The sequence below is a fragment of the Leptothoe sp. EHU-05/26/07-4 genome, assembly GCF_043421015.1.
Lineage (GTDB): Bacteria > Cyanobacteriota > Cyanobacteriia > Phormidesmidales > Phormidesmidaceae > Leptothoe > Leptothoe turfae.
Genome location: NZ_JAXSQV010000009.1, coordinates 233,583 through 255,290 on the forward strand (window position 1 = coordinate 233,583; position 21,708 = coordinate 255,290).

Annotated in this window: 14 protein-coding genes; all 14 read left to right on the top strand. The window is 43.5% G+C overall.

Annotated elements, in window-relative coordinates; genetic code table 11:
* The first annotated feature begins 620 nt into the window (after window positions 1-620).
* The 14 genes from U2F10_RS35325 (at window position 621) to U2F10_RS35390 (ending at window position 21,698) form a co-directional block, all read left to right on the top strand.
* Complete coding sequence (locus tag U2F10_RS35325) at window positions 621-1,508, top strand: 3-hydroxyacyl-CoA dehydrogenase family protein (RefSeq protein WP_499874802.1); 888 nt, start codon at window positions 621-623, stop codon at window positions 1,506-1,508.
* Between the two features lie 62 nt (window positions 1,509-1,570).
* Window positions 1,571-1,822, top strand: coding sequence for an acyl carrier protein (locus tag U2F10_RS35330; protein WP_163666346.1), 252 nt, complete (start codon window positions 1,571-1,573; stop codon window positions 1,820-1,822).
* Between the two features lie 107 nt (window positions 1,823-1,929).
* Window positions 1,930-3,084, top strand: a complete 1,155-nt coding sequence (locus U2F10_RS35335) for an acyl-CoA dehydrogenase family protein (RefSeq protein ID WP_499874803.1) — start codon at window positions 1,930-1,932, stop codon at window positions 3,082-3,084.
* Window positions 3,085-3,594: 510 nt separating this feature from the next.
* Window positions 3,595-5,679: a non-ribosomal peptide synthetase gene (locus U2F10_RS35340; protein WP_499874804.1), complete on the top strand. Its 2,085-nt coding sequence runs from the start codon at window positions 3,595-3,597 to the stop codon at window positions 5,677-5,679.
* Window positions 5,680-5,748: 69 nt separating this feature from the next.
* On the top strand, window positions 5,749-6,486 hold the full coding sequence (locus tag U2F10_RS35345) for a thioesterase II family protein (RefSeq protein WP_499874861.1): 738 nt from the start codon (window positions 5,749-5,751) through the stop codon (window positions 6,484-6,486).
* Window positions 6,470-7,258 carry a 4'-phosphopantetheinyl transferase family protein gene (locus U2F10_RS35350; protein ID WP_163697750.1) on the top strand — a complete coding sequence of 263 codons (789 nt, stop codon included), beginning with the start codon at window positions 6,470-6,472 and terminating at the stop codon, window positions 7,256-7,258. Before U2F10_RS35345 ends, U2F10_RS35350 begins: the two co-directional genes overlap by 17 nt.
* Before the next feature lie 325 nt (window positions 7,259-7,583).
* On the top strand, window positions 7,584-8,996 hold the full coding sequence (locus U2F10_RS35355; protein ID WP_163666354.1) for an alpha/beta hydrolase family protein: 1,413 nt from the start codon (window positions 7,584-7,586) through the stop codon (window positions 8,994-8,996).
* Between the two features lie 850 nt (window positions 8,997-9,846).
* On the top strand, window positions 9,847-11,379 hold the full coding sequence (locus tag U2F10_RS35360) for a 3-oxoacyl-[acyl-carrier-protein] synthase III C-terminal domain-containing protein (protein WP_163666356.1): 1,533 nt from the start codon (window positions 9,847-9,849) through the stop codon (window positions 11,377-11,379).
* A gap of 131 nt (window positions 11,380-11,510) precedes the next feature.
* A complete protein-coding gene (locus tag U2F10_RS35365) occupies window positions 11,511-12,491 on the top strand; it encodes a sulfite exporter TauE/SafE family protein (protein ID WP_163666358.1) in 981 nt (326 codons plus the stop codon).
* A 359-nt stretch (window positions 12,492-12,850) separates the two neighbouring features.
* The gene (locus U2F10_RS35370) at window positions 12,851-15,322 is read left to right on the top strand and encodes a TIGR03118 family protein (protein WP_499056741.1); all 2,472 of its coding nucleotides are present in this window, start codon (window positions 12,851-12,853) and stop codon (window positions 15,320-15,322) included.
* Between the two features lie 284 nt (window positions 15,323-15,606).
* Window positions 15,607-16,623, top strand: a complete 1,017-nt coding sequence (locus U2F10_RS35375; RefSeq protein ID WP_163666362.1) for a helix-turn-helix transcriptional regulator — start codon at window positions 15,607-15,609, stop codon at window positions 16,621-16,623.
* A 236-nt stretch (window positions 16,624-16,859) separates the two neighbouring features.
* Window positions 16,860-18,956: a TonB-dependent receptor gene (locus U2F10_RS35380; RefSeq protein WP_499056739.1), complete on the top strand. Its 2,097-nt coding sequence runs from the start codon at window positions 16,860-16,862 to the stop codon at window positions 18,954-18,956.
* Between the two features lie 394 nt (window positions 18,957-19,350).
* Complete coding sequence (locus tag U2F10_RS35385) at window positions 19,351-21,147, top strand: ABC transporter ATP-binding protein (protein WP_163666366.1); 1,797 nt, start codon at window positions 19,351-19,353, stop codon at window positions 21,145-21,147.
* Complete coding sequence (locus U2F10_RS35390) at window positions 21,114-21,698, top strand: protein-S-isoprenylcysteine O-methyltransferase (protein ID WP_250565034.1); 585 nt, start codon at window positions 21,114-21,116, stop codon at window positions 21,696-21,698. The genes U2F10_RS35385 and U2F10_RS35390 overlap by 34 nt, the downstream gene beginning before the upstream one ends.
* Window positions 21,699-21,708 lie beyond the last annotated feature (10 nt).

The window sequence follows — 21,708 nt, forward strand, 5'->3', positions numbered from 1 at the left end:
AGAAGCTTGAGTGACTGCTCTAATCGTTCAAGCTCAAGCCTATCTGATATTCATACGACTCTATCTCTCATGCCTTGAGATATTAAACGCCAACTATCTTAAAGCTAGTCTGGTCATGACGTTAACTATCCTGATGTAGTTGGTCACGGAATTTATTTGGTAGAAATCAGCCGCTTTCAACAACTAAGAAATCAGCTGAGAGAATCTTTAGATCATCATTGTTTCACGCACAGAGCGCACTGCAACTCATTCTCTGGAGAACGCCACCTTCACTTTTTGGTAGACTGTTTAGCTGGAAAATTGTTGTTGTAAAAGTACTTGGTCAAGACAATGTTCCTGAAAATCCTTAGCAGAGCATGGATATTCAAAAGCGGCCTAACGATCAGCTATTAGTAATCCTTAACGGAGAGATGTAAAATGTTGCTGATCGGCGAAGAATTAGAGCATAGAGTCACACGCCATCCTATGCGTTAACTAATGCGATTGTCCTTGGCTCAAACCAAGGGGTTAGGGTAAAAAACATTATTCCAATCCACTTTGGGGAAATGTTGGACGATGAGTGATTAGTGATGGCGAGTCTACATTACCTCATATACTCACTGAGTTCTGAAATAGCAGTTATGAAGATTCAATCAGTTGGTGTTATTGGTGCTGGCACAATGGGCATTGGTCTTGCCCAAAATTTAGCCCAGACAGGTCATCAGGTTACGTTGTTAGATGTTGCTGATCGGATTTTGGAAAGGGCTGAAGCCGAAATACGAAAAAATCTACGCATGCAAAATTTTTTCTCAGCCTCTAAATCTAACATTTCTCTTGAGCTGAGTACTATAGAAATTCTTGATAAAATTATTTTTTCCACAGATTATCAACAACTTAGAGATGTTGAATTTATCGTTGAAAATGCCACAGAAAAATGGAATTTAAAGCAAACTATTTATGAAAAAATAGATAAAGTTTGTCCTGCTGAGACTATCTTTGCAGCTAATACATCAGCCATTTCCATTACACGATTCGGTTCAGTAACTCAGCGGCCAGATCGAGTAATTGGTATGCATTTTATGAATCCTGTTCCAATTAAACCCATGGTGGAAGTGATTCGCGGTTACCATACCGCTGACGCGACGATTCAAAGTGCTCAAACATTGTTAAGACAAATGGGTAAGGACTCGATTGTTGTCAATGATTCCCCTGGGTTTGTAACTAATCGAGTCATGATGTTGACCATCAATGAGGCAATTTTTATCTTACAAGATCAGGTTGCTACTGTTGCAGAAATCGATCGGTTATTTAAAGGATGCTTTGGCCATAAAATGGGGCCTTTAGAGACGGCAGATCTCATTGGTTTGGATACTATTCTTTATTCGATTGAGGTTTTGTATGAAAGTTTTAATGACGACAAGTATCGCCCTTGTCCCCTACTCAAGAAGATGGTAGATGCGGGGCTATATGGCTGTAAGAACGGTAAAGGTTTTTACACCTACATTCAAGGGCAAAAGGTATCTGATTAAGCTTTTATCCTTGAATATTCACGAAGTTTTAAGGTCATTTTTACTGAATAAGGTTAACAAAAATGAAAGAAATCAAAGAAAAAATCTACTCGTTTCTATCAGGTCACTTTAGCGATTATCAATTGAAAGAAGATGAAGATATTTTCGCAACCGGTTTTATTAATTCTATGTTTGCCATGCAGCTGGTTCTCTTCATTGAGAAAGAATTTCAGTTGACTATCAGGGATGAGGAACTTGATTTTGAAAATTTTAGAACGGTTAATGCGATGACTCGATTGATCGAGAACAAAGTCTCTGTCACCACTAGTCACTAATGTTTTGATGCATTCTCTGCCCCTTTGGTATCAGCAACAGTGTATTAACTTGTGCTGTCGAGTACTACAAAGTTTATGCATATCATAATTGCCAGTTACTTCTCATAATGAGTATAAGTTTTGCTTGGGATTCAGATCAACTTGACTTCCGTAAGTCAGTCATTAGCTTTGCTCAAACGGAATTAAATCAAAGGCTAATTGAGAGAGATCGGAATAGTAAATTTAATCAAGAAGGTTGGATAAAATGTGCCGACTTTGGCATCTTAGGTTGGCCAATTGCTAAGGAGTATGGCGGACAGGATCTAGATTTTTTGACGATTATATTGGGCTTAGAAGGGTTAGGTTATGGTTGCAAAGATAATGGCTTAGTATTTGCCATCAACAATCATCTTTGGAGTTGTGCCGTCTCAATCGCCAATTTTGGCACTGAGGTTCAAAAGCAACAGTATCTACCATCTCTTTGTCAAGGAAAATCTCTTGGAGGACATGCTTTAACAGAGTTAACGTCCGGTTCAGCAGCCTTTGAGATGAAAACTGAAGCTATCCGTCATGGAGATTACTACATCTTAAACGGCACCAAAACGTTTATTAGCAATGCCCCTATTGCTGATGTCTATGTTACATTTGTTCGTACTGACTCAGAGGTAGATATTCAGAAAGGAATTTCTGCTTTTATCATCCACAAAGATTTACCTGGTTTGACGATCGAGAAAGAGTGGGAAAAGTCAGGGCTTCGTACGGCACCGATGGGTGAATTGGTTTTTCAAGATTGTAAGGTACCGGTTGACCATCGCTTAGGTCAGGAGGGGCAAGGCTATAATATTTTCCAGTCAACAATTATTTGGGAACGAGGATTTTTATTTGCTAGCCAGGTGGGCGTGATGGAAAGAATCTTGGAACAATGTGTCAACTATGCTAGAAAACGGCATCAGTTTGGCCAGTCCATTGGTTCTTTTCAAGGAATTTCCCACAAAATTGCTGATATGAAGATGAGATTAGAGCTAGCAAAGCTAATGCTATATAAAATAGGATGGCTGAAGAAAGAAGGTAAACGAGCTTTCTTGGAAGCTTCGATTTCTAAAGTTTTTATCAGTGAAAGTTTGCTTCAAATTTGTCAGGATGCCATCCAAATTCATGGTGCTAGAGGGTATATGACTGACTATGAATTAGAGAGGGAACTCCGAGATTCTATTGCTGGTACTATTTATGCTGGTACGTCTGAAATCCATCGCAATATGATCGCTACACTCATAGGTATTTAATCTTTTATGAGTATCAATTCAAGGTGGGGAGTAATTCTGGGAAAAGGAGATAGCATATAGAATGCAGCAGGACTAATACTTCTAGCTCTTGCATTCTATATTTCCACCTACTAAAATTTCCCAGATTAAATTGATCTCCACCTTTTATTTAATCAAGATTTTCTATCATTTAGGCTTAAGGAAAGAAGTATGAGTATGAACAGTCCATCTGTTTTGGTCTCACTTTATCAAGAAAATGATTATCAGGGTCTTAAGTCTGATAATCAATGGCTGGATTTATGGCAACATCGTATTGAAGCTTTACCGTTAGCGCCAGAACTACCTTTATCACGAAACCTCGATAAGCTTAATCCCAAGCTGACCCAGTATAGTCACCAAGTTGATTCTGCAACCTGGCTTCGGCTGCGAGAACAGACTGTGCAGTCTGGGTTAATGCCTAGTGAGATTGTGTTAGCAAGCTACGTTGAAGTTCTAACAGCCTGGAGTAAAAACTCTCACTTCACCATTAATGTGGTTGAACAGTCAGCTCCAGGTATCGGTGCAAAAGCCGAATTCGGGTTAGTAGCTAATCAATTCAAGCCAGGTAATAATTCATTCACCTTACTAGAGATCAATCATTCTGCTTCTGACTCTTTTGGGAATAAAGCTAGGCATATCGCAACACGCTTGAGAGATAATCCAAAACATCGATCAGAAGTTCAGTTTCAACAACTAACCTCATTGTCTGAAAACTCCTTAGAAAAGCTAAAGTCTATATTGGCTACATCCTTTTTTATTGAGCCTACAGAAATTAAAAAAGATGTGGCCACAAAGAATGATATAGCCATCCCAGCTGTGACAGTTCCTGCTCATTTAGAATGTCGATATCGGGAAGAAAACAACACGCTAACTATTAGTTTAAATGTTGATGAAGGTCTCTTTCCACCTGGCATGGCTAAAGATATGCTAGTGTCTCTCTGCCATTTATTACAACGCCTGGCTTATGAGGAAGACATTTGGCATGCAAATACATTGCAGATGATTCCTTGCACTCAACTTGAGCAGAGGGATACAGTTAATGAGACCTCCACCTCGTTATCTGAGGAGACACTTTATAGCTTATTTGTTACACGGGTTCAGCAGCAGGGCGAATCAATTGCCATTGTTACCCCAAAACAATCATTCACTTATGAAGTTTTATATCAACGCATTAGCCAATTAGGTCATTATTTAAGACAGTTAGATGTCCGACCTAATCATCTAATAGCAATTGTTATGGAGAAAGGATGGGAACAGATTGTTGCGGTGCTTGGTATCTTAGCTGCTGGCGCTGCCTATGTTCCAGTTGATCCTGAGTTACCGCCAGAAAGATTCCAATATCTTTTAGAGAATAGCGGTGTAGACATTGCTATAACTCAGTCATGGCTAGACGAGAAGCTATCCTGGCCATTGTCGATCCGTCGATTAGCCCTTGATCAAGAACATTTTCATCAGGGTAATTATTCTCAATTATCGCTAATCCAAAGTCCTGATGATCTGGCTTATGTCATTTATACATCTGGATCCACAGGTTTACCTAAGGGGGTAATGGTTACCCATCGTAATGTGGTCAATGTGGTTATCCATACTAATCAGCTTTTTCAGGTGAATTCCAGAGATCGGGTTTTAGCACTCACTGCCCTCAACCATGATCTATCTGTTTATGATATCTTTGGTCCTTTAGTAGCTGGAGGAACCATTGTGATGCCAGATGCTGCTGCTGTTAAATTTTCTCGTCACTGGCTTGATTTGTTGATCAAAGAGCGGGTAACTCTATGGAATTCAGTGCCTGCCATGATGGAAATGCTAGTCAATTATCTTGATATTACGTCTGAAAAGCTACCGCGGAGCTTACGTTTAGCAATTTTGGGCGGCGATTGGCTACCAGTTTCCCTAGTGAATCGCCTAAAAGCACTCTCACCTGATTTAAGTATTCTAAGTATTGGTGGACCCACTGAAACTACAATCTGGAATATTGGTTATCTAATTCGCTCAGTCAATCCTGATTGGAAGAGTATTCCTTATGGGAAGCCTATGGCTAATTCGAAGTACTATATTTTAAATGATAATCTTGAAGACTGTCCGGTGTGGGTTCCAGGAGAAATGTATTGTGCCGGTGTGCAGTTAGCTAGAGGCTACTGGCGCAACTATGAAAAAACAGCTGCTAACTTTATTAATCATCCTCGAACTGGTGAGCGGATATACCGGACTGGAGATCTAGGTTGTTATTTACCAGATGGTAATATCGAATTTTTAGGTAGAGTTGACTTTCAAATTAAATTGCGGGGCTACCGCATCGAAGCCGGAGAAATTGAAGCCGTACTTACAGAGTACCCTTCCATACAAAATGCTGTAGTTACGGTTGCAGAAACACAACAGCATCAAAAATATTTAACAGCTTATATAATTCTTCACCGAGGACACGTTCTTAACATTGAAGAAGTTCGCAGTTTTCTCGAAAAAAAATTGCCGTCATACATGGTTCCATCAGACTTTCAGGTCTTGGATGTTTTTCCGTTGACAGCAAATGGTAAGGTTGATCGTCTCATGTTGTCACAAGGGAAAATTACTCGATAAAAACCATGCATATAGGGCATATTTTTGTTACTTGAGCTTATGAGAGAGACATTTTTGATGAATAAATGGATGGTTTGTTTCCATCCAAGATCTCATCCTAAGCTGAGATTGCTATGTTTTCCACATGCAGGTGGTTCGGCCAGAGTATTTCATAAATGGTCTGAACTATTACCGTCGACAGTTGAGGTATGTGCACTTGAGTTGCCTGGACGAGGTAAGCGTCTATTGGAAACTCCATTTACTAACATTGATTTATTGCTGTCAGCCTTAGGCCCTGAATTATTACCTTTTTTAGATGTTCCCTTTGCGTGTTTTGGCCATAGTCTAGGAGCACGGATTGCTTTTGAGTTTTGTCGATGGCTACAAGAGACAGTTCAGCTTACTCCTCAACATCTTTGGGCAGCAGCAGCCCGCGCCCCTCATCTACCACCGGATACTAAACCAATACATGGTTTGCCTGATCCTGACTTCATTGTTGAATTAAGACGATATAGTGGCACGTCTGAAGAGGTTTTGAATAATCCTGAGCTCATGGGCTTAATGCTCCCTGCTCTGAAGGCAGATTTTTCATTACTGGAAACATATCAATATCGCCCTAGTGCTCCGCTAGATTGTCCAATTACTTGCTTTTGGGGACAATGGGATGACATTGCGATTCAGGCAGATGTGGCAGCCTGGCAGCAGCATACGAATACATTTAGCCTAGAACCCGTTCCAGGTAATCATTTCTTTCCCCATGATCCCCTGTTTCCCAAAAGATTATTATCTAAACTGATGAAATTTAACTGCGTTGAGTCTCCTAGTTGAAAAACTCAATAACAAGACAGATGACTCCATCAGTCCATCATCTCCAATGAATCTGACGTTACCGGTTTGCTCGCATATTCACGTTTGGCAGCTACACATACCTTGTTTTCGCTTTGAACTTGATCGCTGGTTTAAGTGGCTATCTAATGATGAATGTGAGCGTGCCCAGAGATTTTTCAGATGCCAAGATCGAGAACGCTTTATTCTAAGCCGAGGCGGATTACGCTATCTCTTAGCCTGCTATCTTGACTGTGCACCCAAATCGCTGGTTTTTGCCTACAATTCTTACGGAAAACCTCGTTTGGCAATTCCCGATGGGTCTTTACAATTTAATTTATCTCACAGCGGTGAATGGGTCGTGTATGCGATCGGATTCAAAGTACTACTGGGCGTAGATATTGAACAGATCTCCTCGCGAACTCGCTTGGATAAATTCCGAACTCGCTTGGAGGGGTTAATCGAGTACTGCCTCACATCAAATGAACAAATTACTTTACCAACATCCCATGTCGAAAGATTGGAAGGCTTCTTTAAATACTGGACCTTGAAAGAGTCTCACCTCAAGGCTATTGGGTTGGGCTTGAGCTATCCCATGACAGATATAGAGATTGCATGGCTTCCCGAACCCAAATTAGTGATTCCGGCCAAGATTGACCAAGCCCCTGTAGGTTGGACAGTCAAGCTTTGGTATCCTGCTGATGGCGCGATCTCAGCTATGTGTGTGGGTCAATCAAAGATTCAGGTAGTGATTCGGTCTTTTCCTGGGCATTAGTGCCCTAGGGATGGCGAGTACTGTTATTAAGGGTGCTACAACTTACAAATTTTTTCCTTAACTTATTTATTAGGTTTTCTGGGCAGTATGGGTAATACTGGTAATGTAGTAGAGACATCTTTTTCCATGAAAGGTTCTGGAGGATGCTAGAAACAAGTTCTTTGGATATACTGCTACGCTCTTTTACTACCTTTAAGACCTGATGCATTGGTGTGTTGTCATTCCTTGGTGTTAAGCCAATATTCGAGCCTAAATAAAGTTATCAGCAGGCTTATCGGCAACAAACTTATCCAGTCGTTCTGAATATTGATTCTAGAAGCGCAATATGGCAATAATAACACAGTTCTCTGATTATGAAGTTGATAGTTACACTACGATGATCGCGGCAGAGGATCCCGTAGATATTTATTTTCCCGTTTTACCTGATCCCGTTGAAGATAGTCTTGAATTTCCTATCGCTTTAATGCTTCAGGGGGCTTTTCTGGATAAGGCAGAATACTCAAATTACGCTTCTACAGTAGCGAGTTATGGATTTGTTGTCGTAGTTCCTAATAACGAACGAACAATAGTTGCTCCGACTGGGGACTCGTTATCTGGCTTGCTTGCCGAGCAGCAGCAAGTGAATGAGACTTTAACACAAATGCTATTAGAGGATACAGACAGTTCGTCTCCAGTTTTTGAGATTATTGATACAGATAAGATGGGACTGCTAGGGCACTCCTTTGGTGGCGCAGCTGGATTAAGTGCTATTCAAGAAGACATTTGCCTACTCGAATTTTGTTCTGAAGACGAAGACTATGTTCGACCGCCAGAATTAATGGCAGGCATCTTTTATGCGGCAAGCTTTAGAGACACTTTCACGGAAGAGGCTCTGCCAGTTAATAACGACGATATACCGACTGGCTTGATAGTCGGTGAGTTGGATGGTGTAGTTCCATCTATTCTTAGTGAAGAAACCTACGACCTGATTCTTAATCCACCGAAAGCCTTAATCACTGTTGAGGGCGCTAACCATTACAGCATCACAAATGAGGATAATCCTTTACGTGAGCCAAGCCGCTCCACGTTAGATCAAGCCATTGCAACAGAGACAATTGCTCGTTGGAGTGCCTTATTTTTACGAGCACATTTATTTGAAGATGAGGCTGCATTTGAATATGTCTATGGCACAGGTGATTCTCTTGATCAAAACGTTACCGTTATTAGTCAGTTACCAGATGTGAATCCTGGTTCTATCAGTGTCATCGATTTTGAGATGGCTGATGACCTCGTATTAACGGCTGGCACTATTATCACTGATCAATTTGAGGGGCTAGAGGTTTCAACACCGGATAATCCCTATGGAGCAATGATCTTCGACAGTGCTGAGCCCACAGGCGGCGATAACGACCTACTGGCACCCGAGTTGGGGAACGTGCTAATTATTTCCGAAGATGGGGATAGTAATGACCCCGATGACAATGCCAGAGGTGGCACTCTACGTTTTGAGTGGGATGAGCTAGTCAATGTTGCCAGTGTTGGCTTCCTAGATATAGAAGAGTCAGGCAGTTCTATTCAGTTATTTGACGAAAATAATCACTTAATTGAAGCTGTAGATATTCCAAGTTTAGCTGATAATAGTATACAAGAGATTATCTTGGGAGTGTCTGAGATTGCGCGGATGGACGTCACATTTGTTGGCAGTGGTGCGCTAACAGATATAGCATTGACAACAGATGTCGTCGTAAGTACGGTGTAAGAGTTATTTATGTTGGTCAAGACCTCTTAACCAGCGTAAATAATCGTAATTTTCAAGAAATTGCCAAGGGTCTGTATTCTGTCCAAACAGATACAGACCTTTTTTTATAGATTTACCGACAATATTATTATTTTGTCTGGAAATGTTAACTCTGATGGTGAATAGGGTTAGAAAATTCTGATGCATTAAGAAGTTTGCTCGTCATATTGGCTTTGTAGCTGAATGCCCTCGTGGGAGATGAACTGCCTTAACCAATATGACCAAGGCTATAAATCTATATCTAGAAGGACCATAGGATAATTTGTTAGATGCGAGATGATTTTAATATTTTTCAACCTAGCTCGATTAATTTGAGCTTTTAGAAAGATAAAGTATTGCAATCAGTCATTTTCTCTGTTAATAATGAGAGTATTATCAACACTGATATATTCGCCTCTGAAGAGCGATAAAAATATTCACCAAATACTGGAGAAGTCAAAGGGTACGCTGTTTCAATTTGGTTGATACAAAGCGAGATACTCAAGTTATGCAATTCTTTAGACTGTTTAGATTTTAGACCTTGTTAAGGTCAAATAGTCTCGGGATATTTGTTTGGGCTAGAAAATCCTGACCAGCTGTGGATTTAGGATCCAAGGGGCTTATAACTTCTGCCCTAACTGAAATTTCTCGGCATAAGCTCATACCTAGGTTTGGTTGCATAAGAGCATTTATCGTCTCAGCTAGGGGCATATTGAAAAGCTGAAAATACTTTTTGGGAAACTTTGAATTTTTTTCCTGATGTGACAGTGTCGGGATTTGACAAGTATTTCCCTTTAAAAGAGATTCAAGGATCATTAAAAGGAGTTATATCATGGTAATGGATGCAGTTGGAATCCGCTCCTTAGCATTATGTTTTCCAGATACAATTCGAACTAATGAATATTGGCAGGAAAAGTTGTCATCTGAGGCACCTCTAAGTGCACCAAAACGGGTTCGAGTTAAACGCCCTCGTCAATTTACTCCTAGTGCAGATGGGCTTGATATCTGGTCACGTGCAGTTGCACCATATTTGCCCGATCCATTTCGAGGCAGTGTGGAGCGAAGAGTAATTGGAGCTAAAGAGTCGTCACGCTCCCTCGAGTATCGTGTGGCTCAAGATGCTTTGTCGGCGGCTGGCTTAGTTTCAGATGAGGTTGAATTACTAATAGTCACTTCTATTTTTTCAGAGTCTTTAGGCTTACAAGATGCCTCTGACTTGTCCCAACAGTTGGGGCTGAAAGCGCCAGCCTGGAACTTGGAAGCAACATGTTCCAGTGCTTTAGTAGCATTGCAGAATGCCAGTGCTTTAGTAAAGGCTAACGAGCACAGACATGTTTTAGTTGTAGTTTCACATGTTGGTTCAAATGTTAGAGCAGACGATGATACGCTTTCGTGGTCATTGGGTGACGGAGCAGGGGCATTTGTCGTTAGTTCGCTGAAACCACATCAGGGGATTTTGGGTACAAAGATGATACATACTGCAGAAACAAGAGGAGCCTATATTTACGAGCCTGCTATCAATGCACAAGACCAGCCACGTATTTGTCTGCGCACAGGTGAAAACGCCAGTTCTCTTGCTGAAACGGCTGTTAAATTTGTTCGAATATGTTGCGAGGGAGCGCTCACTGCTGCTGGGGTAACGCTTGAGCAAATAAAGTTTTTTTCATTTAATACACCCTCTGCTTGGTATGCAAACGTTTGTACTCAAGCACTAGAAATTGATTCCAATAACACTATAAATCTCTATCCCTACTATGCAAATATTGGTCCTGTTTCGCCGATTGCAAACCTGTATCACGGGATGCAAAATGCCAAGTTTCAAGAAGATGATTTAGTGCTTGTTTATACGACTGGCGCAGCATCAACAGCGGCAGCAATGGTTATACGATGGGGAGATGTAAAACTTGGAGCAACTCCAGCTCCTCCCCTAGATGAAGAACTTACACAGCACATCGCAACATCTTATTGTGAGGCTGCTCCTCAATCCTCGTTGTCTCAGGTGGGCTATATTTCCCGCTCAAAAATTTTAAACGCCAGACCTAATCAAAGTCGGCAAATCTTAGAAATAGCTTTGTTAGAATGGCTAGCGACCTATCTTCAACGCCCAATTTCTGACTTCAATGCTCAGGAATCAATGGCTGCGTATCTTGATTCTCTTATGGTGTTCACTCTAAGGACCCATATTGAGCAACATCTCCAGATCCAAATTCCCATTGAACAATTTTTTAATGATAGTAGCTTGACTCAGCTTATTGAATTTATTTTAAAGCAATTATTGTTGGTAGACCTGATTGAAACTGAATCTATTGCAGAGAACAAACTTAGTAGTGAAAAAACAGTATCCAGGAAAAAACTCCTTTTTTAAACAACTTTTTCGATCTAAATCTTATTTGTGTTTGTCATTGGGTGAAGCTTTATCTGTTGGAGTATTCGGCTCCTTGCTTCCATCACAAAGTGCTAGCGCGGAGGTCATCAATCCATGCGAGTGTTTTTAAGATGAAGGCTCTAGCAAGTGCGGCTAAGCATAAACTCAGCATCTGTCTCTTGATTGCCTCATTCGTCTGGAGTGTCTGGTTTATCCTTTTAGGACCGACTTCTATTATTAATATTTTGCAGGCTTATTGGCCAATAACATTGACGATGCTGTTTGGCTCGATGGTGGCAGGCGGTACTAGCATGGGTGGCGGAGCCGTTGCATTCCCTGTCCTGACAAAACTCTTGGAGGTACCACCCCACGAGGCTAAGATATTTGCCCTCGCCATTCAAAGTGTGGGCATGACCGCTGCCACGCTTACCATCATCGCCATGAAAACTAAGATAGACTGGCGACTCATTTGGTGGGCCAGCAACGGTGGCTTGATAGGTATCGTAATTGGCACGCTGTTGCTGGAACCTCGGCTGCCTCCTGATTTTATTAGGTTGTCATTCACTATGATGACAAGCAGTTTTGGATTGGTGATGGTATTTATTCAACTACGTAATAGTGAACGGTGTATTCTGCATCCTTTTTGGGGACATCAAGAACGGGCTATTTGGTGGACGACGGGCTTTGTCGGCGGGATCATTAGTGGGCTGGTGGGTTCGGGAATTGATATTTTTGCCTTTTCGGTGATGGTGCTGCTGTTTCAAATGTGCGAGAGCATTAGCACGCCGACTTCAGTTGCCTTGATGGCAATTAATGCGATCGCAGGGTTTGTTCTGCACGGCCTATTCCTTAACGACTTTGGTTTCCCTGTTCGAGAATATTGGCTGGCCTCGGTGCCTATTGTTGTTGTGGGGGCTCCTATCGGCGCGGTTTTGTGCAGTTATGCCCAACGTCATCACATTGCGATCGTTCTACTGGGATTGATTTTTACTGAATTAGTCAGCTCTCTTTTGCTCATTCCACTTACTTGGAATAGTCTTTTGGCTTCCATCTGTGTTCTGACTGGCTTTCTTTGCTTTTATATCTGGATTGCTCACGCACAAGTCAAATAAAGCTTTTCTATTATATCCAAGTAGGCTCAGTCCAGACAAATTTTCCGTTAATTTTAAGAAAAAGTTTTGAATTAACTTAAAGGCTCTCAAATGAGACTACCTAGGGTATTTTCAATCTCCAGAATACCTGAAGGGCTTAAGAAAATACCGCTTGGAGCTGTTTTGCAGACCCTTATTATTTACGCTTCATAACAAACCTTACATTCGAGAGCTTGTGTTTGCAAAATATTGCAACCGCAGCATAGCCTCTCCAGAAAATGTTGGAACAACTATGAGAAAGGTACTCATATGATTCCAGGGGGACACCTTAGAGTTCAGCTAATAATTCGTTTCCAAGTCAACGAAGGATAATACTGTTTATGAATAGCGATTCATTGAATCTAATTGGCAATGACTCAGGCTATGTGGTCACTAATTTAGTGTCCAATAATCCCGATAACAATCCACAACTACTAGATCCTTATGTCAGTTTAGGTTGGGGAATTGCCATTCGACCTGCAGGATTGGGTGGTCACTTCTGGATCAACAATTCCGGTACCGGTACCGTGACCGAATATGTTGGCGATGTTGGCGGTGTTCCTATATATCAGGATAGTCTTAAAGTAGTAGAGGTTTCTCCCACACCACTTAATCCCTTTGAGCTGTCTGGACCAACGGGACAAGTATTTAATGGATCTGGTGATTTTATCATCACCCAGGAGCATCCCAATGGTGATATCACTGCTCCCAGCAAATTTATCTTTGTATCTAGCGATGGCGGTATTTCTGCCTGGACCGAGCGCCGCAATGATGATGGCACTGTTGATCGCCCCCTAGTGTCTGAAGTGGTGGTGGATAAACTGGGACAATCCATCTATTACGGGTCGGCGATTACCAACTTTGAAAGCGATAATCGTCTGTATGTGGTCGATTTTGGTCCTACACCAGGGATTGAAGTTTATGACGCTAACTTTTCTGAGATTACGGACAATTTTGAGTTTATTAATCCCTTTATTGATGAAGGGTATGCCCCCTACAACATTCAGAACGTTAACGACTCTCTATTGGTTGCCTACGCGATTCCATCGCCGGTTATTCCAGGGGATGAAATCATTGAACCTGGCCTGGGTAGAGTAGCCGAATTTGATTTAGACGGTAACCTGATCGCCATTTGGGATGATGAAGGGCTTTTAAATGCGCCCTGGGGATTTGTCGCAGCCCCCGACAATTTTGGCGAATACAGCAACATGCTGCTGGTGTCTAATTTTGGGGATGGCACTATCGTGGCTTTTGATCCTACGACGCAAGAAGCCGTTGATTATTTACGGGATGGCAACGGTGACCCCATCGTTATTGACGGTCTTTGGGGCTTAGTCTTTGGTAATGGAGGCAGCCTTGGTGAAACCAATGATCTCTACTTTGCTGCCGGTAATGATATCGGCAACAATCCAGGAGATGGCGTTTTTGGTAAGGTTGAAGTTGCCACCGATGTGGATGTCCCGGCACCAGGGGGGGATCAAACCTTTACGGGGACTGCCGATGACGATCTGCTGGTGATTGATGGAGATAACAACACCTTCTCTCTAGGGGCAGGCAATGATACTCTGACAGCTCGTGGCCTTAATCAAACGGTAACTGCTGGCGACGGTGACGATATTGTGAGTATCGGTAGTGGCACCGTTGATTTGGGTGGCGGTGACAACTTTGTGACCGCCAGTGACGGATCGACTACTGTCACCGCTGATGCAGGTAATGACACGGTTAATTTAGTCAAGGGTGACCTGACGGCTAATGTCGGTGAGGGCGATAACCATATCACCTCCGGTGCTGGAGATGATATGGTCACAGCAGGCAGTGGTGATGATATTGTCCATGCGGGTGCAGGCAGTAATACCCTCGACCTGGGTGGGGGGAACAACACGGTTAATACCATTGTTAACCAGGGCAATTTCCTAGTATCCATTGGTCAAACCACTGTTACCACTGGCAGCGGTAGCGATACCTTTAGACTGGGTGCTGGTGAGGGCATTGTCACGATTACAAACTATGATGCTAGCGATCGTTTTGAGCTAGTCGGCTTAAAGTCAGATTTTTCCGGGATTCTTGGCTTTAGTGACTTGGCTATTATTCAGGAGGGTGTAGACACTGTTATCACCCTGGCTGGTACAGACGATGTGTTGGCCATTTTGCAAAATGTGTCAGCCGACGCCATCAATAGCGGTGATTTTGAACTGGGTCAGACGCTGGTAGGTGGGGATGCTGACGACACCCTTGACGCTGGCGGTGGGGATGACACCGTAGCGGGTGAATCAGGTAACGATATCATCACAGGCGGCGGCGGTGATGATGTGCTGCGGGGAGATCGCAACTCCCGCGATGCTCAAACAGGTGAACCTGGCGGTAACGATATTATCTTTGGTGGCGACGGCAATGACCGCATCGGTGGCAAATCTGGTAACGATATCCTCAGCGGTGATGCCGGCGATGACTACATTTGGGGTGATGCCGGTGATGACATCCTAATGGGTGTCACTGGCAACGATATCCTCGTAGGCGATAACGACTCTGGCGGTAGCGGCAGCGACTTGTTTGTCTTTGGCAATGGCGATGGCACCGATACCATTCTTGATTTTGAGGTGGGCGTTGACCGCATCGGCCTGGTGGAGGGTGAGCTGGTGTTTGCTGACCTTAGCCTGACTCAGGATGGTGACAATACTCTGCTGGGCGTCACCAGTACTGGTGAAACGCTGGCAGTGCTGCAGAATGTTCAAGCTTCTGCCCTTGGGGCGAACAGTTTTGAGATTGTGCCTGATATTTCCGACCCTAGCGGTGGGTTGAGCTTAGCAGTTTAGATTAGAGAAAGGCTGGAAAAAGGGGACAGGGCGACGCGGGGATGCAGAGATCTATCTGAAGCTGCGTCCCCCTGTCCCCCTGTCCCCGCGTCCATCTCAAGCCCTGTCCATCTCAAGCCCTGTCCATCTCAAGCCTTATCCATCTGTAGTCGCTCCTGATGGAGCAGACACTGCTGGCTATTGACAATTAATTTCAATAACGTAAAAATATTCATATATATAATATTCCAGCTATAAGGCGTGATTGCTTCGGTGAGATCGCACCTAGCGAAGCATCAGTTATTATGTCAAGTCAAGTCTTTCTTTCCGATCACGATCTTGAAGAAATGCTGGCGGAGCTGCAGCAAGAGGCTGAGCAGCCAGATATCGGTAAACATTATCAAGCAAACGATAGTGAGATTGTATGGACCCTCAATAAACCCTTTGGTAAATGGTTTAACCATTCATTTCATCTAAGGGATTATCTTACTCTAACCTTAACCGAATGGACCTTCCAAGAGAATTTTAACTTCACAATGAAGAGCCAGACAGAGCCGTTATTTGGCTTCTCATTTTGTATGTCTGGCGGGTTTAGCGTAAAGCCATTTGGTAGAGCTAAAGAATTTGTAGCCCATGCTCGTGATACCCATATTGCCTTTTTTCAAGGCGATATGCAGACTACGTCTGAAGTGGATTCTGGTCAAACAGTTTCCCTCGTTCAAATAGGGGTAAAGCCCGAGCTTATTAATACCCTATCGACAGAAGTATCGGACCCATCGCAATCGGTTTTGCACCAGACCTTTTCCAACTATCAGACTGGAAAGTCGTGGTTAACGATAACGATGACTCCAGCAATGTCCATTGCTCTCCAACAAATTCTTCAGTGTCCCTATCAAGGAATAACAAAACAACTCTATCTGGAAAGTAAAGCGTTGGAGCTGATTACCCTGCAACTACATCAGCTTACTGAAGACCGATCGACCGCATCCACATCGCTTAAGTTGGACGATATCGACCGCATACATCTGGCTCGGGATATCCTGATTCGTAATCTAAACGAGCCACCTTCCCTATTGCTCTTAGCAAAGCAAGCGGGCATCAATAGTTTTAAGCTCAAGCAGGGATTTCGTGAGATTTTTAATACGACCGTATTTGGATACCTACATGCCTATCGGATGGAAGAAGCACGGCGGTTGTTACAGTTGGGCAAGTTGAATGTGACTCAAGTTGCTCAAACTGTTGGCTATGATCATCCAGGCAAATTTGCAGCTGCTTTTAAGAAAAAGTTTGGTATTAGCCCAAAGATGCTTAAGTCTTGCTAGTCAGTAGAGTGACGCGAGGACGAGAGGGTAGAGTGACGCGAAAACGCGGGCAAAGGGAGACGCGGGAATCCCTGATTGATCAAGCTCTCCGTGTCTGCGGGGCTCCCCCTTTCCGTGCCCTAACAATACCGGAAGGGCTTAAAAAAATACCGCTTGGAGCTGTTCTGTAGGCCATTATTGCATAAATTTCTCAACAAGCCCTGGTGTGTGTGAGGAATAGTATAGTGCGAAAATTTATGTTCAACGAACTTAGGGTATTTGGCATAGCTGCGTTTACCCTGTTAGCAACAATGCCTCCGACTATGGCAGAAGAAACGCTGCGCATTATTGTAACGGCCGAAAGAACGCCTGAAGATGTTCAAGATGTGCCCATTAGCATCACGGCTATTACTGAGCAGGAAGTTGAAGATGCGGATATTACATCGTTAGAAGACATTGCTCGCAATACTCCTAACTTTACATTCTTCTCCAGCGGTGATCGCTCCTTTGGGCTTTACAGCATTCGAGGGCTGTCCAATAGCACTGCGATTTCAAATCGAGATCCGGTTGATTTTTATGTGGATGGCGTTCCCTATAATTTTGCGTCTTTTATAGATTTTGATCTACCAGATTTGGAGCGTGTGGAGGTACTGCGGGGTCCCCAGAGTGTTCTATATGGCAGAAACTCCCTAGCGGGGGTGGTCAACTTGATTACCCGCAAACCCACCGATACCTTTGAGTTTAGCGGGGTGGCTAGCTACGGTAACTATAATGACCTGGATTTAAGGGCCAGTGTCAGTGGCCCCATCATTGATGATGAGCTGTTCTTTCGTCTTTCTGGCAACTATGGTTCACGGGACGGCTATCTCCGCAACACATTATTGGATGATGGGGTTAATGAACAATCTGGCGGTAATGGTCGAGGACAGTTGTTATGGACTCCATCAGATAATCTAGAGATTGCATTAAATACTTCATTTAATAACTACCAAGATGGAGCAAATGCCTATGTAATTCTCAATACTGATGATCCATTTGAAACTGAGCAAGATATTGATGGCTTTACCGATCTGGTCTCCAATGACCAGTCGTTACGCGTTGCCTATACCCATCCTGACTTTCGTTTCACCTCCATTACCAACCGTCGCTTTTCTAAAAATGATGTTGAATTTGATGGAGACTATACAGCCGCAGATGCTTTTGTGGTGACCATAGAAGAACTAACCAACACCATATTTAGTCAAGAATTACGGCTTCAGTCTCCTGAAACTGCAGAACGATTTGAGTGGATCCTGGGGGGATATTATGAATCAAATCACACTGACTCAATTAATAATGGTCTGATCAATGGTGATGATATCGCGACGATATTTGGCCCCACATTTCCTCTCCCTCCTGGCAGTATCAATGTAGCCAACGCTGAGGTCAATAGCGACACATTTGCTATTTTTGGTCAGATGAGCTATCGCCCCATTGATGCCCTTACCCTCACCACGGGCCTCCGCTATGAGTCAACTAATAGCACCCTGGAAAGGTTCGATCGATCGATTGCGATTCCTGGTCTGCCAGATATGCCTTTTATCTCTCTAGATGAGATTGAACAAAATGGGGATGAATTATTACCTCGCTTTGCAGTTGAGTATCGTTTCTCTCCGGACCTGATGGCCTACGGCAGTATTACCCGAGGCTATCGCCCTTCGGGTGTCAATTTAGGTCCCGGTGGTGAGGATTCTGCCACCTTTGATGCGGAGCGTTCCTGGAACTATGAAGTGGGTTTGAAATCCTCCTGGCTAGATGATCGTCTAGCGGTTAATCTTGCCCTGTTTCATACTCCGGTGGATGATTTTCAGATACTACAGTTTGATCTAATCGGCAACTCGTTTACTGACAATGCCGATGTGAGCATTACGGGCTTTGAGCTAGAGGCTAGGGCTACCCCTGTACCAGGGTTTGATATTATTGCTGGTCTGGGTTTGACCGATGCTGAATTTACTAACTTTACCAATCCCTTTACGGGAGACGATGCGGAGGGAAATAATCTTCAGTTTTCTCCTGATGTTACCTATAATCTTGCCCTCCAGTATCGCAGTCCCCAGGGACTGTTTGGGCGGTTAGAGCTTCAGGGATTGGGGACTACGTTTTTTGATGATGCCAATACCATAAAGCAAGAGCCCTACGCCATTTTCAATGCTCGTCTGGGATATGAGTTTGACAATACTGGCATCTATCTCTTTGGCAATAATATCTTTGATCAAGAGTATATCAATCAGGCCTTTGCCTTTCCTCCTTTCGGTACGTTGGCATCCTATGGAATGCCAGCAAATTATGGGGTACAGGTGAGGACGCAATTTTGAGTGGTGGTCGAGAATAAGGGGTGAGGGGGAAGCGGAGACAGGAAGATACGGAAAGAGGGGGAGGGTTTAACAAGTAGCGTCTCCGTCAATCATTTCCTTTGGTTGGATATGCTCATCTCGGTAAATTTGCCGCTACCTTTAAGAAAAAGTTTGGCATTAACCCAAAGGCCCTAAAATCAACCTCATTAGAAGATTTAGAAGACTGAAAATACCAGAGGGGCCTTAAAGAATACTGCTTGGAGCTGTTTTACGAACCATTATTATCTAAATTTTTGAATAAGCCTTGTGTCTAAGGGAGGGATAAAAAATAATGTTAGTACGAAAATTCATATCCAATCAAAAGACTAACCGTAACTTTCACCATTCTTTCCGGTAATTTATTACTGGTATTCTTATGAAAAATCGCCCTTTTACTAAACCGCCAACGGGACTCTGGAGCATCGTGGCTCCGGTTAAGGGCAAGATTGCGATCGCAATCATCCTTGCAGCTCTGAGTTCTCTCACCAGTCTTGGAGCTCTGCTTGCTTTTCCGCCCATTGCTGCTAACCTGCTTTCTGATTCCCCCCAGCCTGATTTGATTTGGCGCTGGCTGGCCGTTGCCATAGGACTAGTAATTGTTGCCTTTACCTCGCGCGTTCTGGCATTTAATATTTCTCATATGGCGGCCTTCAAGCTGGAGGTAATTCTGCGCACTGCACTGACAGAACATCTGGCTCGAGTTCCCCTGGGCTATGTGATTACGATGGGTTCAGGAGCAGTGAAGAAACTGGTGCAGGATGATGTTAAGGCGCTACATGCGTTTGTCGCCGATAGTACTCCCCTGATCGGCCAGGCCTATACGATTCCGCTGCTAACCCTGGTGACCTTATTTGTTGCCGACTGGCGTTTGGGGTTAATTACCCTGGGGGTGTTGCCTGTAGGTATGATTTTTATTCGTTTGGCCTTAAAAGACTATGCCCACCAGCGAGATGCCTATAATCGTGCCAATGAAGCCATTAACGGCGTGATCATTGAGTTTGTACAAGGGATGCAGGTGGTACGTACCTTCGATGATGGCAGTAGTTCCTTTGCTCGCTTTCAACAGGCCCTGGATGATTTTACCCGTAATCTGCGGGCTTGGAATCGAAAAACAAGGACTTCTGGTAGCTTAGGCTCACTGTTGTTTGAGCCGTTGCCAACATTACTCATCGTTCTAGCAGCGGGCACAGGATTTATGGCGCAGGGCACGCTAACATTTCCACGACTGTTGGTATTTTTGTTGTTAGCACCGCGACTATGTGGAGGCTTTAAACCTATACTTACCCTGTCTTCTTTTATCAATCAGTCTAATGCCGGGGCCTTACGCATCGGCTCAGTACTGGCGGAACCCATACTTCCCCAGCCGAGCCAGCCGCAACAACCTCAGAATGCTTCGATCGTCCTAGACAATGTTACATTTACTTACTATGGTGATCGCTCTGCCTTACAAAATGTGTCGTTAACCATTCCCGCTGGTACTGTCACTGCTTTAGTAGGCCCTTCTGGCGCAGGCAAAACGACCCTGGCTCGGTTAATTCCCCGATTTTGGGATGTGACCACCGGTTCGATGCAAATCGGCGGTGTTGATGTTCGCCAGATAACGTCTGATACGCTGATGTCCTGGGTGTCATTCGTATTTCAAGATACGTTTTTGCTCCATGACACGATCTACAACAATATTAAATTGGGCAAATCTGATGCCACCCAAACTGAGGTAGAAACAGCTGCTTGTGCAGCCCAGGCCCATGATTTTATTCTCTCATTGCCCCAGGGATATGACACCGTTGTTGGCGAACGGGGTGCACGACTGTCCGGTGGTCAACGCCAGCGTATCACCATTGCCCGCGCTATCTTGCAAGATACTCCCATTGTTGTGTTAGACGAGGCCACTGCCTTTGCCGATCCTGAAAATGAGGCCTTAATTCAACAGGCCATTGCCGCCCTCACCCAAGGTAAAACCTTAATTGTTGTAGCCCATCGTTTGGCCACTATCATGGGAGCCGATCAAATTGTCGTTCTAGATCGGGGACAATTAGTAGAATTGGGGCAACACGACCAGTTAGTGACTGCTAATGGCCTATACGCCAGACTTTGGTCACACCATCAAACCGCTCAAAATTGGCAAGTAAGAGGTCAATCATGGACACCCTCACTCTCAAAATCATCTTCTTAGTTTGCTTCGTATTAACGGGAATTATCCGCAAACCCTATCAGCGAGAGGTTAAGGATAATAACATCATCGACAATCGTAAAACACCTCTAGAGAATAGCTTGTTAGCATTTGTTCTTGTGGGGATGTTTGTTTTACCTCTGATTTATATAGTTACGCCATTGTTTGATTTTGCTAATTATTCGCTACCGATTTGGGCAAATAGTTTAGGGATTGTGATGTTTGCGATCTCACTCTACCTATTTTGGCGTTCTCACCATGATCTCGGCAAAAACTGGTCACCTACATTACAAGTCCGAGAAGACCATAGCTTGATTACCAACGGTATTTATCAAAGCATTCGCCATCCGATGTATACATCTATTTGGCTATGGGCGATTGCTCAAGCGTTGTTATTAACCAATTGGATTGCTGGTCTCTCAGGCATCATTGCTTTTGGTACGCTGTACATTCTCAGAATAGGCAATGAGGAGGCAATGATGCTAGAACAATTTGGTGAGCAATATCGAGAATATCGACAGAGGACGAAGCGGTTAGTACCGTTTCTTTTTTAACTGCCAAAAA

Coding starts and splice junctions, on each gene's coding strand:
- U2F10_RS35325 (WP_499874802.1), top strand. CDS start 621: ATGAAGATTCAATCAGTTGGTGTTATTGGTGCTGGCACAATGGGCATT.
- U2F10_RS35330 (WP_163666346.1), top strand. CDS start 1,571: ATGAAAGAAATCAAAGAAAAAATCTACTCGTTTCTATCAGGTCACTTT.
- U2F10_RS35335 (WP_499874803.1), top strand. CDS start 1,930: ATGAGTATAAGTTTTGCTTGGGATTCAGATCAACTTGACTTCCGTAAG.
- U2F10_RS35345 (WP_499874861.1), top strand. CDS start 5,749: ATGGTTTGTTTCCATCCAAGATCTCATCCTAAGCTGAGATTGCTATGT.
- U2F10_RS35355 (WP_163666354.1), top strand. CDS start 7,584: ATGGCAATAATAACACAGTTCTCTGATTATGAAGTTGATAGTTACACT.
- U2F10_RS35360 (WP_163666356.1), top strand. CDS start 9,847: ATGGTAATGGATGCAGTTGGAATCCGCTCCTTAGCATTATGTTTTCCA.
- U2F10_RS35365 (WP_163666358.1), top strand. CDS start 11,511: ATGAAGGCTCTAGCAAGTGCGGCTAAGCATAAACTCAGCATCTGTCTC.
- U2F10_RS35370 (WP_499056741.1), top strand. CDS start 12,851: ATGAATAGCGATTCATTGAATCTAATTGGCAATGACTCAGGCTATGTG.
- U2F10_RS35375 (WP_163666362.1), top strand. CDS start 15,607: ATGTCAAGTCAAGTCTTTCTTTCCGATCACGATCTTGAAGAAATGCTG.
- U2F10_RS35380 (WP_499056739.1), top strand. CDS start 16,860: ATGTTCAACGAACTTAGGGTATTTGGCATAGCTGCGTTTACCCTGTTA.
- U2F10_RS35385 (WP_163666366.1), top strand. CDS start 19,351: ATGAAAAATCGCCCTTTTACTAAACCGCCAACGGGACTCTGGAGCATC.
- U2F10_RS35390 (WP_250565034.1), top strand. CDS start 21,114: ATGGACACCCTCACTCTCAAAATCATCTTCTTAGTTTGCTTCGTATTA.